At 64.8% G+C, this 13,012-nt stretch carries 12 protein-coding genes; 8 read left to right on the forward strand and 4 right to left on the reverse strand.

Annotated features, from left to right (window positions below):
* Nucleotides 1-244: 244 nt before the first annotated feature.
* Entirely contained in the window at nucleotides 245-1,567 is a 1,323-nt protein-coding gene (gene aceA / locus PTE31013_RS16535; protein WP_150613868.1) for an isocitrate lyase, read from the forward strand.
* Between the two features lie 235 nt (nucleotides 1,568-1,802).
* Here aceA and PTE31013_RS16540 read toward each other — a convergent pair whose 3' ends face one another.
* Nucleotides 1,803-2,237, reverse strand: coding sequence for a universal stress protein (locus PTE31013_RS16540; protein WP_174978605.1), 435 nt, complete (start codon nucleotides 2,235-2,237; stop codon nucleotides 1,803-1,805).
* A 128-nt stretch (nucleotides 2,238-2,365) separates the two neighbouring features.
* Entirely contained in the window at nucleotides 2,366-3,352 is a 987-nt protein-coding gene (locus tag PTE31013_RS16545) for a LysR family transcriptional regulator (RefSeq protein WP_246174637.1), read from the reverse strand.
* 119 nt (nucleotides 3,353-3,471) lie between these two features.
* On the opposite strand from PTE31013_RS16545, the gene PTE31013_RS16550 reads away from it, so the two are divergent.
* Both PTE31013_RS16550 and aceB read left to right on the forward strand, forming a co-directional pair.
* Nucleotides 3,472-4,179 carry a haloacid dehalogenase type II gene (locus PTE31013_RS16550; protein WP_150613870.1) on the forward strand — a complete coding sequence of 236 codons (708 nt, stop codon included), beginning with the start codon at nucleotides 3,472-3,474 and terminating at the stop codon, nucleotides 4,177-4,179.
* Between the two features lie 93 nt (nucleotides 4,180-4,272).
* Nucleotides 4,273-5,871, forward strand: a complete 1,599-nt coding sequence (aceB, locus tag PTE31013_RS16555; RefSeq protein WP_150613871.1) for a malate synthase A — start codon at nucleotides 4,273-4,275, stop codon at nucleotides 5,869-5,871.
* A gap of 124 nt (nucleotides 5,872-5,995) precedes the next feature.
* Here aceB and PTE31013_RS25275 read toward each other — a convergent pair whose 3' ends face one another.
* Nucleotides 5,996-6,118 carry a hypothetical protein gene (locus tag PTE31013_RS25275; RefSeq protein WP_281351823.1) on the reverse strand — a complete coding sequence of 41 codons (123 nt, stop codon included), beginning with the start codon at nucleotides 6,116-6,118 and terminating at the stop codon, nucleotides 5,996-5,998.
* A 144-nt stretch (nucleotides 6,119-6,262) separates the two neighbouring features.
* On the opposite strand from PTE31013_RS25275, the gene pip reads away from it, so the two are divergent.
* Entirely contained in the window at nucleotides 6,263-7,201 is a 939-nt protein-coding gene (pip, locus tag PTE31013_RS16560) for a prolyl aminopeptidase (protein ID WP_174978606.1), read from the forward strand.
* Between the two features lie 179 nt (nucleotides 7,202-7,380).
* On the opposite strand, the gene PTE31013_RS16565 is transcribed toward pip, so the two are convergent.
* The gene (locus PTE31013_RS16565; RefSeq protein WP_150613973.1) at nucleotides 7,381-9,171 is read right to left on the reverse strand and encodes a DEAD/DEAH box helicase; all 1,791 of its coding nucleotides are present in this window, start codon (nucleotides 9,169-9,171) and stop codon (nucleotides 7,381-7,383) included.
* A 426-nt stretch (nucleotides 9,172-9,597) separates the two neighbouring features.
* Between PTE31013_RS16565 and tsaB the strand changes: the two genes are divergently transcribed.
* The 4 genes from tsaB to PTE31013_RS16585 are packed head-to-tail and all read left to right on the forward strand — an operon-like array spanning nucleotide 9,598 to nucleotide 12,998.
* Nucleotides 9,598-10,386: a tRNA (adenosine(37)-N6)-threonylcarbamoyltransferase complex dimerization subunit type 1 TsaB gene (gene tsaB / locus PTE31013_RS16570; protein WP_150613872.1), complete on the forward strand. Its 789-nt coding sequence runs from the start codon at nucleotides 9,598-9,600 to the stop codon at nucleotides 10,384-10,386.
* Nucleotides 10,386-10,865, forward strand: coding sequence for a ribosomal protein S18-alanine N-acetyltransferase (gene rimI / locus PTE31013_RS16575; protein ID WP_150613873.1), 480 nt, complete (start codon nucleotides 10,386-10,388; stop codon nucleotides 10,863-10,865). The genes tsaB and rimI overlap by 1 nt, the downstream gene beginning before the upstream one ends.
* On the forward strand, nucleotides 10,852-11,898 hold the full coding sequence (locus PTE31013_RS16580; RefSeq protein WP_150613874.1) for a uracil-DNA glycosylase: 1,047 nt from the start codon (nucleotides 10,852-10,854) through the stop codon (nucleotides 11,896-11,898). Before rimI ends, PTE31013_RS16580 begins: the two co-directional genes overlap by 14 nt.
* Nucleotides 11,859-12,998: a DUF1853 family protein gene (locus PTE31013_RS16585; RefSeq protein WP_174978595.1), complete on the forward strand. Its 1,140-nt coding sequence runs from the start codon at nucleotides 11,859-11,861 to the stop codon at nucleotides 12,996-12,998. Before PTE31013_RS16580 ends, PTE31013_RS16585 begins: the two co-directional genes overlap by 40 nt.
* Nucleotides 12,999-13,012 lie beyond the last annotated feature (14 nt).

Raw genomic sequence — 13,012 nt, forward strand, 5'->3', positions numbered from 1 at the left:
TTTCAGACAGGGAAATATCATTTCGCATAAAGAAATTATTTCGATATGCTATTGATTAATATGAATAAAAAATATCGAATGGCAGCGTAAATTGCTCTGTTGCGTTGCGTGAAAAATTCCTAAACTCTTATACAAGACTCGCCGATTTGGAGACGCTGACAGCGATCGACCGCTGACCCGGCGATGCTCGGGCGGCGAAGCGTCACCCCGCTTGATTTGTTTCGAGAGACCAGGAGAGATCACCATGACGACGCGCCAAGAGCAAGTGGAGCAACTTGAGCAGGACTGGGTGACCAACCCGCGCTGGAAGGGCATCAAGCGTGGCTACTCGGCCGAAGACGTGGTGCGCCTGCGCGGTTCGATCCAGCCGGAACAAACGCTTGCCCGCCGCGGAGCGGAGCGCCTGTGGCGCATGATCAACGATGAACCGTTCGTGAACGCCCTGGGCGCGCTGACCGGCAATCAGGCGATGCAGCAGGTCAAGGCCGGCCTCAAGGCCATCTATCTGTCGGGCTGGCAAGTGGCCGGCGACGCGAACATGGCGGGCGAAATGTACCCCGACCAGTCGCTTTATCCGGCCAATTCGGTGCCGCAAGTCGTGCGACGCATCAACAATACCTTCACGCGCGCCGACCAGATCCAATGGTCGGAAGGCAAGAACCCGGGCGATGACGGCTATATCGACTATTTCGCCCCGATCGTGGCCGACGCGGAAGCCGGCTTCGGTGGCGTGCTCAACGCCTTCGAACTGATGAAGGCGATGATCGAAGCGGGCGCCGGCGGCGTGCACTTCGAAGACCAGCTCGCGTCGGTCAAGAAGTGCGGCCACATGGGCGGCAAGGTGCTCGTGCCGACGCGCGAAGCCGTGGCCAAGCTGGTGGCGGCGCGTCTGGCCGCCGACGTGCTCGGCGTGCCGACTGTCCTGATTGCCCGTACCGACGCCGAAGCCGCAGATCTGATCACCGCCGACGTCGATCCGCTCGACCAACCGTTCTGCACCGGTGAGCGTACGGTCGAAGGCTTCTACCGCACGCGCAACGGCCTCGATCAGGCGATTGCCCGTGGTCTGGCCTACGCGCCATACGTAGATTTGGTGTGGTGCGAGACCGGCAAGCCGGACCTCGAATTCGCCAGGCAGTTTGCCGAGGGCATCCACAAGCACTTCCCGGACAAGATGCTTTCGTACAACTGCTCGCCGTCGTTCAACTGGAAGAAGAACCTCGACGACGCGACCATCGCCAAGTTCCAGAAGGAACTCGGTGCGATGGGCTACAAGTTCCAGTTCATCACGCTGGCCGGCTTCCACAGCCTGAACTACTCGATGTTCAACCTGGCACACGGCTATGCCCGCCGGCAGATGAGCGCGTTCGTGGAGTTGCAGGAAGCCGAATTCGCTGCGGCCGACAAGGGCTTCACGGCCGTCAAGCATCAGCGCGAAGTGGGTACGGGCTACTTCGATGCCGTCACGCAGACGATTGAGCGCGACGCATCGACCACAGCCCTGAAGGGTTCGACGGAGGACGAACAGTTCTTCGACGAAAAGAAGGCAAAGGTCAAGGCAGCCTGACAGGGCTGAGGGAGGGCGCGGTGCGCCCGCCCGCGGCGATGCGCGTGGGGGCACATCGTGAGCGGGTGGAGCGACACCGCGCAATGACCGCGCGTCCGGCCTATCCGGCCGGGGCGGCCCTGACTGCGGTCCCGTCGCGGTGAGGGTTGCGATGCACGCCTGAACGAGAGGAGGCTCGTGAGCGTATCCCGCTCACGGGCCTTTTTTCATGCGCTGCCGAGTGGGCGTCGGTGAATCAACGGTAGACGAGAACCGGAATCTTGGAGTGCACGAGAACGCGTTGCGTCTCGCTGCCGAGCAGCAGGCTGGTGAGGCCGCGGCGTCCGTGCGAGGCCATCAGGATGACGTCGCAACCGTGGCGTTGCGCCGCGTCGATGATGCCCAGGTAAGGCGTAGGAAAGGTGGAAGTGTCGCGGTCAAACGCTACGCCTGCCGCCGCCGCCGCTTCGGCCAGTTTGTCTAGATGCGCGCATGCCTCGTCGGCAATGCGCTCGCTGAAGGTGGCTGGCGCTTCCAGCACGTATTCGCTGAAGGGAGAGTAGGGATACTCTGCAAGGCAACAATAACCCGTCACTCTCGCGCCGAGCGCACGCGCCAATTCGAGTCCGCCCGTGACCGCTTTTTCGGAAAGCTCCGAGCCGTCGGTCGGAATGAGGATGTGAGTAAACAGCATATGACCTCCCGCAGTTGGCGTTGCTGAACACGCGTTGACAGGTTCGCGCAGGTATCACGGTCTTGCAGCCAGTCCGCAGTCTCTATGCTTCCGATGCCGTTCGATGCCTGGGAACCTGGGCATCGTCAGCGGACCCTTCGCTTCGATTCTATGGCTCTGGCGCGGCGCAACAACGGGGGCAAACCCGATAGTGCCGGTAGTGGGGTGTCGTCTCGCCAATAGACCGAACTGCTGTAGTGATGCTTGAGATGGTCGATGAACAGGCGCACGCGCAGTGGCAAATGGCGGCGTTGCGGGAATACGGCATGAATGCCGATGGGCGGCGCGGCAAAGGCGTCGAGCACGCTGACGAGCCGACCCGCCCGGATATCGTCGCCCACCTCCCACCACGAGCGCCACGCAAGACCGTGGCCGTCCAGGCACCAGTCGTGAAGCACCGCGCCGTCGGTGCATTCCATCGTGCCATTCACGCGAATGGTGACGACCTTGCCGTCCTGCGAGAAGGTCCAGCCGCGCTGCTGGTTGGCTGTCGATCCGAAGGCGAGACAGTTGTGACGGGCGAGCGCGTCGAGCGATTCGGGGCATCCGTGCCGCTCGAGATACGCCGGCGACGCCACGCACACGCGCTGGTTCTCGCCCAGCCTCAGCGATACGAGACTCGAATCGGGCAACTCACCCAGCCGGATGACGCAGTCGAAACCTTCGTTGACCAGATCGACGAGACGGTCCGAGAGGTCGAGCGTCACGGTCACGTCCGGATGCGACTCGATGAACGCCGGCAGCAGCGGGGCGACGTGCCGGCGCCCGAACCCGGCCGGTGCCGACAGCCGCAGATGGCCACTGGCCTTGACCCCACCCGCCGACACGGCCGCCTCGGCGTTGTGCATCTCGTTGAGAATGCGTTGACAGTCCTCGAGAAACGCCGATCCCTCGAACGTGAGCGTGACCCGCCGTGTCGTGCGCACGAGCAGCTTCACGCCCAGTCGGGACTCGAGCGCATCGATGCGGCGCCCGATCACCGCGGGTGCCACGCCTTCGAGCGCAGCGGCAGCCGACAGACTTCCCTTGGCGGCCACGGCGACGAACGTTTCGATCTGTTTGAAGCGATCCACGCGACGGATTATGTACTGAAAAGTAAAAGATAAAGTGATTTTTGTGCACTTTTATGGCGCCTGGTATCAATAATACAATCCGCAGACAATGACAAGCGATATTGAGTGATACCCAAGTTATGGCTTCGCATATTCAGGCAGTGATCTTCGACGCCTACGGCACGTTGTTCGACGTGTACGCCGTTGCGGCGGCCGCCGAGCAGCAGTTCCCGGGCCGCGGGGCGGCGCTTGCCGAGCTGTGGCGGGCGAAGCAGATCGAATACACACAACTGCGTACGCTCTCGGGCCCGCGTGGCGAACGCTACCGCCCGTTCTGGGACATCACCGCCGATGCGCTGCGCTATGCGGCTGCCCGCCTGGACCTCCCGCTCTCGCCCGTCGTCGAGAAGCGTTTGATGGACGAATACACCTGCCTGTCCGTCTTCCCCGAGAACCCGTCCGTGCTGCGCGCATTACGCGCGATGGGCCTCAGGCTCGGCGTGCTCTCGAATGGCGATCCCCGCATGCTCGACGTGGGCCTGAAGAGCGCCGGGATCAATGCCTTGTTCGAGCACGTCCTGTCGGTCGACGCCGTACGCAAATTCAAGACTGCCCCGGAGGCCTATCAACTTGGCCCCGACGCGTTCGGCCTACCTGCCGACGCCATCGTTTTCGTCTCCAGCAACGGCTGGGACGCGGCCGGTGCCACCTGGTTCGGTTACCCGACGTTCTGGGTCAACCGCGCCGGGCTGCCGGTCGAGCAACTCGGCGTTACGCCGCAAGGGATGGGGCGCGACATGCGCGACTTGCAGCGGTTCGTCGAGGCAGTGACGGGAGCGCGCGCCTGACGCCGAGCGTGGTGTGAGGCCCTGTGCAAAGCCCCTGATGTTCTTCCTTGCGGCGCACTCCCTTATATAAATCAAGATCGTTGGAGATCCCTGATGTCCCTGATTCTGCCCCCCGGCATGCAACTGCATGTCGATGCCAGTACCGATATTAGTACGGAATACGAAGCGATCCTGACCCCCGAGGCGCTCGCGTTCATCGCCAAGCTGCACCGTGCCTTTGAGCCGCGCCGTCAGGCCTTGCTTGCCGCCCGTACGGCGCGTGCCGCACGCCTCGACGCCGGCGAAATACCCGATTTCCTGCCCGAGACGCAAGCGATTCGCGACGGCGACTGGCGGATCGCACCGCTGCCCGCGGCGTTGCAATGCCGTCGTGTGGAAATCACGGGGCCGGTCGAGCGCAAGATGATCATCAACGCGCTGAACTCGGGGGCGGACAGCTACATGACCGATTTCGAGGACTCGAACACGCCGAACTGGCATAACCAGTTGCAAGGGCATATCAACGTGCGCGATGCTGTGCGCGGCACCATCAGCCTCGAGCAGAACGGCAAGCGTTACGCACTGGACGCCAAGGTCGCCACGCTGATCGTGCGTCCGCGTGGCTGGCATCTCGACGAGAAGCACGTGAGTGTGGACGGTGTGCGCATGTCGGGCAGCCTGTTCGACTTTGGCCTGCATGTCTTCCATAACGCGAAGGCATCGCTCGAGCGCGGCTTCGGGCCGTACTACTATCTGCCGAAGCTGGAGAGCCATCTCGAGGCGCGTCTGTGGAACGACGTGTTCGTGCTCGCGCAGAACGAACTGGGCCTGGCGCAAGGCACGATCAAGGCGACGGTGCTCGTCGAGACCATTCTCGCCGCGTTCGAAATGGACGAGATCCTCTATGAGCTGCGTGAGCACAGCGCGGGCCTGAACGCTGGCCGTTGGGACTACATCTTCTCGTGCATCAAGAAGTTCAAGGTCGATGCCGACTTCTGCCTGGCCGATCGCAGTCGCATCAACATGACGGTGCCGTTCATGCGGGCCTATGCGCTGCTGCTGCTCAAGACGTGCCATCGCCGCCATGCACCTGCCATCGGCGGCATGAGCGCGCTGATTCCAATCAAGAATGATCCGCAAGCGAACGAGCGCGCTATTGCCGGCATTCGCAGCGACAAGGCGCGCGATGCGGCCGACGGTTACGACGGTGGCTGGGTGGCGCACCCGGGCCTTGTGCCCGTGGCGATGGAGGAGTTCGTCAAGGTACTGGGCGATCGCCCGAACCAGATCGACAAGCAACGCGACGATGTGACGGTCAAGGGCCAGGATCTGCTGGTGTTCCAGCCCGAAGCGCCGATCACCGAGGCGGGCCTGCGCAACAACATCAATGTCGGCATTCACTATCTCGGGGCGTGGCTGGCGGGCAATGGCTGCGTGCCGATCCATCACCTGATGGAAGACGCGGCGACGGCTGAGATTTCGCGCTCGCAGGTGTGGCAGTGGATCCGCTCGCCGAAGGGCAAGCTCGACGACGGCCGCAAGGTCACCGCCGAACTGGTGCGCGAACTGATTCCGCAAGAGCTTGCCAACGTGAAGGCACTCGTGGGACAGGTGGCGCCGACGTACGATCGCGCGGCCGTCATCTTCGAGCAGATGAGCACGAGCGACGACTTCGTCGAGTTCCTCACGCTGCCGCTCTACGAAGTGGTCTGACGCGCGGAACCGGTCTGATGGTCGCCTGAGCGGACTGCGATCCTGGCGTGAATGCAGCGCGCGCTTCGCCGCACGAATGGGACGATGGCAACATCGTCCCATTTTCCATTCGGCGCGTGCTTTGTCATGTTTGGGGTGCCGCGCTACACTGAACTTCGACGCTATTGTCCTCGTCCGGCTCTGCCGACTTTTCACGATCTTCGTAGCGCTTGCGCGCGACGTTGACGATGCCCTGACCCTTGTTCATGTGAGGATGCCGATGTCGCTCGATATTCCTGATAATGCTTCGCGCAACCTGCCGAACGGTCCGCGTGCGCAGACCCTCGCGCCGCAGGGTGAGCCGCGTGGACCCGGCAAGGTCGTCGAGACGCGCCCGGACGCGCTGCGCGGCCTGTACCCGCCGATCGAGCCGTTCGAGAGCGGCATGCTCGACGTCGGCAACGGGCACCGCGTTTACTGGGAGCGGTGTGGCAATCCGCACGGCAAACCGGCGGTGTTTCTGCACGGCGGGCCAGGTGGCGGATGCTCGCCGGAGCACCGGCGGCTGTTCGATCCGGCCCAATATTGCATCACGCTGTTCGACCAGCGCGGCTGCGGTCGTTCGGAACCGCATGCGAGTCTCGAGCACAACACCACGTGGGATCTGGTGGACGACATCGAGTGCTTGCGCGTCAAGTTCGGGTACGAACGTTGGCTGGTGTTGGGCGGCTCGTGGGGCAGCACGCTGGCGCTGGCCTATGCGCAGGCGCACGTCGAGCGGGTGAGTGAATTGATCGTGCGCGGTATTTTCACCGTGCGCCGCGACGAGTTGCAGTGGTATTACCAGAGGGGCGCGTCGTGGCTGTTTCCGGATCGCTGGGAGTCATTCCTCGCGCCGATCCCGCTTGAAGAGCAGGGCGATCTGATGCGCGCGTACCAGATGCGCCTGACGCATCGTGATGAGGCGGTGCGAATCGAGGCGGCGCGCGCATGGAGTATGTGGGAGGGCAGTACCATCACGCTGTTGCCTGACGCGCATCTTGCCGAGGCGTTCGGCGATCCGCGCTACGCGATTGCGTTCGCGCGCATCGAGAACCATTACTTCGTCAACGATGGCTTTTTCGCCCCGAATCAGTTGATCGACGGTGCGCGCCACCTGCGCGACATCCCGGGCGTGATCGTCCAGGGGCGCTACGACGTGGCCACGCCCGCCCGCACGGCGTGGGAATTGCACAAGGCGTGGCCGGAAGCGGATTTCTATTGGGCGTCCGACGCCGGGCACGCCTTCAGCGAGCCCACCATCCTGCACTGGTTGATCGAAGCCACGGATCGGTTTGCGACGACGCCGTAAGATCGGTGGAGGTTGCTGGCGACAGTCGATGGGGGTGTTCGTGCCCGTGCGCTGCCGTCATCGAGCGATCGAGCGCGCATAAGCGAAAACCCCGGCGTTGACGGTTGACGTCAACATCCGGGGTTTTCAAGGCATTGCACAGGACCGAGGTATTGCCGGTCCTGTCGGTGCTCGTCAGCTTAGTCGCCGCGACGCTTGTTGAAGCCGCCGCCGTTGCGATTGCCGAAGCCGCGGTCTTGACGCGGCGCGTCAAAGCTGCGGGGGGCACGATCCTGACGGTAGCCACCTTCGGCCTGGCGCGGGGCGCGACGCTCGAAGCGGTCAGTCGAGCTGCCATTCGAGAAGCCGTTACCGCCATTGCCACCGCCGTTCTGCGGGTAGGCACCTTGGAAGCCACTGCTCTCGCGGCGCTCGAACGGCGCGCCGGCCGGCTTGTTGCCGCCAAAGCGCTGACCGCCCTGATAGCCGCCGCTACCGCCAGTGCCACCGCCGGTGGCGTGACGCGGACCGTTGTTGCTCCAGCGGCTGCCGCCATTGCCTTGACCCTGACGCGGACCGCTGCGGCCCTGGCCCGGACGCTTGCCGCCGGTACCGGCCTTCGGTGCGGCACGGCGCGGTTCGAAACCGGCCACGACGTTGACCGGCAGCAACTCACGCGTGTAGCGTTCGATGCGGCGCACTGCGCCGACTTCGGCGTGTGCGGCCAGGCTCACGGCCACGCCACGACGACCGGCACGGCCCGTACGACCGATGCGGTGGACGTAGTCTTCCGCGAACTTCGGCAGATCGTAGTTGAACACGTGCGTGATACCCGGCACGTCGATACCGCGTGCGGCCACGTCAGTGGCGACCAGCACGCGCACACGACGCTCGCGCAGTGCGCGCAGTGTACGGTTGCGCACGCCTTGCGGCATGTCGCCGTGCAGGGCGGCGCTGTCGAAACCGGCTTGTTCGAGCTGGTCGGCCAGCAGATCGGCGTCGCGCTTGGTCGACGTGAAGACGATGGCCTGGTCGAGCGAATCGTTGCCGAGCAGGTGCGTGAGCAGACGATCCTTGTGGGCGCGGTCGTCCACGTAATGGAGCGTTTGCTCGATGTTGGCGTTGGTGCGCTGATCGGAACCGCGCGTGATCTCGATGGTTTCCGGATCGCGCAGCAGACGGCGCGTGATCTCACCCATGCGGCCGTCGATGGTGGCCGAGAACAGCAGCGTCTGGCGCGATTCGGGGGTTGCGTCGACGATGGTCTGGATGTCGTCGATGAAGCCCATGTCGAGCATGCGATCGGCTTCGTCGAGCACCAGCATCATCAGTTGCGACAGATCGATCTTGCCGCTCGAGATGTGATCGAGCAGACGGCCCGGCGTGGCCACGATGATCTCGGGCTGCTTGGCCAGCATTTCGAGCTGACGCGGGTAGGGCATGCCGCCCAGAATGCTCACCGTGCGCAGACGGCGCAGTTGCTTGCCGTACGTGTCGGCCGCGGTCGAGACCTGTTGCGCCAGTTCGCGCGTCGGCGTGAGCACGAGCAGCAGCGGTTGCGCGGCAACGCGACGCACGCGCTGGCCCTTGCGGGCCTTTTCGCCCGGCTCGGCCGGCTGGTTGCGCGGATGCGCGGCCGGGGCGCGGCTGCTCAGCTCGCCGCTCGCCTGCATTTCCGCGAAGCGGTGAATGGCCGGCAGCATGAAGGCGGCCGTCTTGCCGGAGCCCGTCGGGCTGGACACGAGCAGGTCGCGACCGGCGAGCGCGGCGGGAATCGCGCGCTGCTGCACCGGCGTCGGGTGGGTGTAGCCTGCGGTGGTGAGTGTCGACAGAATGGCTGCGTTCAGGCCGAGTGCGGCGAACGTGGGCTTGCCGTCGTCATTGCCTGCCACAGCGGCATCCACCACTGCGGCATCAACCACAGCGGCATCAACAGTAGCGTTGGTGTTTTCTTCGGACGAAGGGAAATACGTCTGCGCGAGCGCAGACATCTTGGAAGTTTGTTCCATGAAGCCTCTTGCGGATCAAAAAGGTGATGTCGGGGCGTTGGCGCCAATCGGCAAACCCAATTCGTCGCAAGCAGGAAGCAAATCGCGGATGGGGCAGAAAGCGGATCGAAATCCGTATCGTAAGCCAGGGACGGTGGCGGGTCGTTCCTATCAGGAACGCCAGTACCGGCAAGAACTACAGCGGCTTATCACAGGATTGGGGCAAAACGCAGTTTTTCGTCACTTTACGAGAGGTTCACTAACGTCCCGCGAAGCGAAGCGCGGATTATAGCAGTGTTTTTAGGAAAGTGCACGTTCGGATTTGCACGGGGTGAGGTGGGCCACCCGGACTGGGGGAGGGGGGCGAGATGCAGGGTGTCGTGTCAGTCCCGCTAGGTGGCTCGTCGTCCACCCGATTACAATAGCGCCATGTCTTCGATTACGCTTCTCGCCCTCGATACCTCGACCGAATTCTGCTCGGTTGCCCTATACCGTTACGATCCTGCCAGCGGTGCCCCGGCCGTTGTGGTCGAGCGCCACCTCGACACGGGGCCGGTCTCCAGTACGCATATCCTGCCCGCCGCACGCGATGTGCTGCGCGAGGCCGGTGTCACGCTTGCCGAATGCGACGCGATTGCCTTCGGCGCGGGCCCGGGGTCGTTTACCGGGTTGCGCACGGCCTGTGGTGTCGCACAAGGACTGGCGTTTGGTGCCGCGCTGCCCGTGGTGCCGGTCGGTACGTTGCTCGCGTGTGCCGAAGCGGCGCGCGCGCTGCACGTCGACACGCAACGTGTGCTTGTCGCGCTCGATGCGCGCATGAACGAGGCCTATTGGGCCGACTACGCCTGGGACACGGCAGCGGGCGACTGGCGCGAAGTGCAGCCGCCGTCGCTCGATGCCGCCGAACAGGTACGCGCACCCAAGGTGGATTTCGTCGTCGCGGGCAACGCCGCGCTGGCGTTTGGCGATCGATTGCAGGCGAGCACCCGGGCACAGGCGGTGCTGGCCGACGCCATGCCGCGTGCCCGGTACGTCGCCGCGCTCGCCGCCCGCGCTTTCGCGCGCGGCGGCGCGATTCCCGCCGATCAGGCCATGCCGGTGTACATCCGTAACAAGGTGGCCCAAACGACGGCCGAGCGCGAGGCGATCAAGCAGGCGGCGGCACAGGCTGCTCAGGTCGCTCAGGCCGAGAAGGCAAATGGCCCGGAGGTGCCCTGATGCGCCAGACCGGCCCGAACCATTATTCACCGATGACGCTGGCCGATCTCGACGAGGTCGTGGCCGTCGAAGTGCGCGCGTACCCTTATCCCTGGAATCGCCAGAATTTCACCGATTCGCTCGACGCCGGGCATCAGGGCGTCTGCCTGCGGGCGGTCGATGGCGTGCTGCTCGGCTATTTCCTGCTGATGCCGGTCCTCGACGAGTCGCATTTGCTCAACGTGTGCGTCGCCCCGGAAATGCAGGGCAATGGGCTGGGCGTGCAGTTGCTCGAAGAGGTGGTGCGCGTCTCGCGTGCGCAGGGCATGGGCGGCGTGTTGCTGGAGGTGCGCCCGTCGAACGTGCGTGCACTGCGCATCTACGAGCGCTTCGGATTCGTGCAGATTGGCCGCCGCAAGGCATACTATCCCGCGAACGGGCGTCGTGAAGACGCCATTGTGATGCGCCTGACGTGGGAGACCGACCGTGCCGTGGCCTAAAGCGATTCTGGAAGAGTTCGGGCTGTGGCCGGTGTGGATGTCGCACGAGGCCGTGGCCAAGGCGGCGACGGCCGCCTGGGACGAGGGCGATGTAGCGACCGTCATCGACACGATAGCCTCGCGGGGCGGCGCGCATGCCGACGATCTGCCGCCGTGGGACGTGACGCCGAGCGTCGCCCCGACGATGGCGCGCGCTGCCACGCGCCCCGCAGCGTTGGACGAGGCGCCGGTTGCGCCGGCCCGACGTGAGACGGCGCCGGTATCCGCACCGCGTGGGGGCAATCGTCGCGCGGGGGATCTGTCGCCCGACGACAGGCCGATGTGGCTCGACAGCGATGGCAATGGCGATGGCGATGCCGCCGCCGATGCCGCACTGTGGTCGATCATGCGCGATGCAGGCGAGACCGGTGCGCCATCGCGTCCTGCGCTGCCGGGTGTCGAGACGCTGGACTGGGAGGCGCTGACGGAGCGCGTCGCGAATTGCCGCCTGTGCGGCTTGTGCGAAAAGCGCACCCAGACAGTGTTCGGCGTGGGCGACCGCGAGGCCGACTGGCTGCTCGTGGGGGAGGCCCCGGGCCAGCAGGAGGACGTGCAGGGCGAGCCGTTCGTCGGTCAGGCCGGCAAGCTGCTCGACAACATGCTGCGCGCCGTGACGTTGCAGCGCGGTGAGAACGTGTATATCGCCAACGTGCTCAAGTGCCGTCCGCCGAACAACCGCGATCCCGAAGCGGACGAAGTGGCGAGCTGCGAGCCGTACCTGAAGCGTCAGGTCGCCCTGCTCAAGCCGCGGGTGATCGTGGTGATGGGCCGCTTCGCCGCGCAGAGCGTCTTGCGTACGCAGGCGAGCATTGCCAGCCTGCGCGGGCGAGTGCATGAATATGAGGGGGTGCCGGTGATCGTGACGTACCATCCGGCCTACCTGTTACGCAGTTTGCCCGACAAGGCCAAGGCCTGGACGGATTGGTGCCTGGCGCGGGCTACCTACGAGACCGTGTGCGAATCGACTCCGTCCAACACGCCTACGGCGAACTGATCGAGACGCTGCGCGAGGCGCCGGTGCGCGACCTCGCGTGGCTGCTGTTGTCCGCCGACCTGCTCAGTGCCACCCGCCTTCCCGCGGCGCTGGCGCATTTCGATGGCGCGCAGGCGATGGCCAACTCGCCTGGCGGGCCTGCCGACCCCATCTCCCATTCCCGATGCCTGCACGACTGGCTGCTGGCCTGTGATGCCGACACCGAGCCGTTGCGGGCGTTTCTGGCGCGTGGCGAAAGCCACCGCTTGGGCCGCTATGCGGAGCAACTGTTGCATTTCGCGCTGCTGCACAGTCCCCGGTTCGACCTGCTGGCGGCAGGCTTGCAGGTGCGCGACGCCCGGCGCGGCAACATGACGCTCGGCGAGTGCGACTTCCTGCTGGCGCGTCGCGCCGACCATCAATTGCTGCATTGGGAGTTGGCGGTAAAGCTGTATCTGTTCGTGCCGCCCCCGACGCCGTCGCCGGTGCTTGACGAGCGCACCGTGCAGTTTCATTGGCTTGGGCCGAACCTGGCGGACAGCCTGGCCGACAAGGTGGCGCGGTTGCTGGATCATCAGTTGCGCCTGACAACGCTCGAAGCGGCGCGTATTGCGTTGCCCGCCGCCGGGCCGTGGCTGCCGCAGGTGTATCTGAAGGGCTGGCTGTTTCATCCACTCGCGCAACGCGGGCAGTTGCCGGCGGTGGCGTCCGAATCGCACGGTCGAGGTTGGTGGGCGACGCTCGACGCGTGGTGGGCGCATGCGCAGTCGATGCCGCATGCGTCTGCCGCGGCGCACGAGTGCAGGTGGGCGTTGCTGCCGCGCGCCCGTTGGCTGGCGCCGGCGCGTGTTGGCGATTCGGCGGCGCTATCGCTTGCCGCGATGCATGCCCGAATCGAGACGCATTGGCGCGAACGCGGTATTGCCGAGCCGTTGCTGATCGTGTCGTTGACCCGGCGCTCAGGCGAGGAGGATTGGTTCGAAGGCGAGCGCGGGTTTATCGTGCCGGATTTCTGGGCACCGCGTGCCCGGCATCGTATCGAAGAACTAAGCGAGCGCGCTGACGCGGCTGCGCGTCGCGCACTCGCGCAGAGCGCCGACGACGGTGCGCCGTCGATCTGACCCGCGCGATGCGC

The organism is Pandoraea terrigena, assembly GCF_902459705.1.
Lineage (GTDB): Bacteria > Pseudomonadota > Gammaproteobacteria > Burkholderiales > Burkholderiaceae > Pandoraea > Pandoraea terrigena.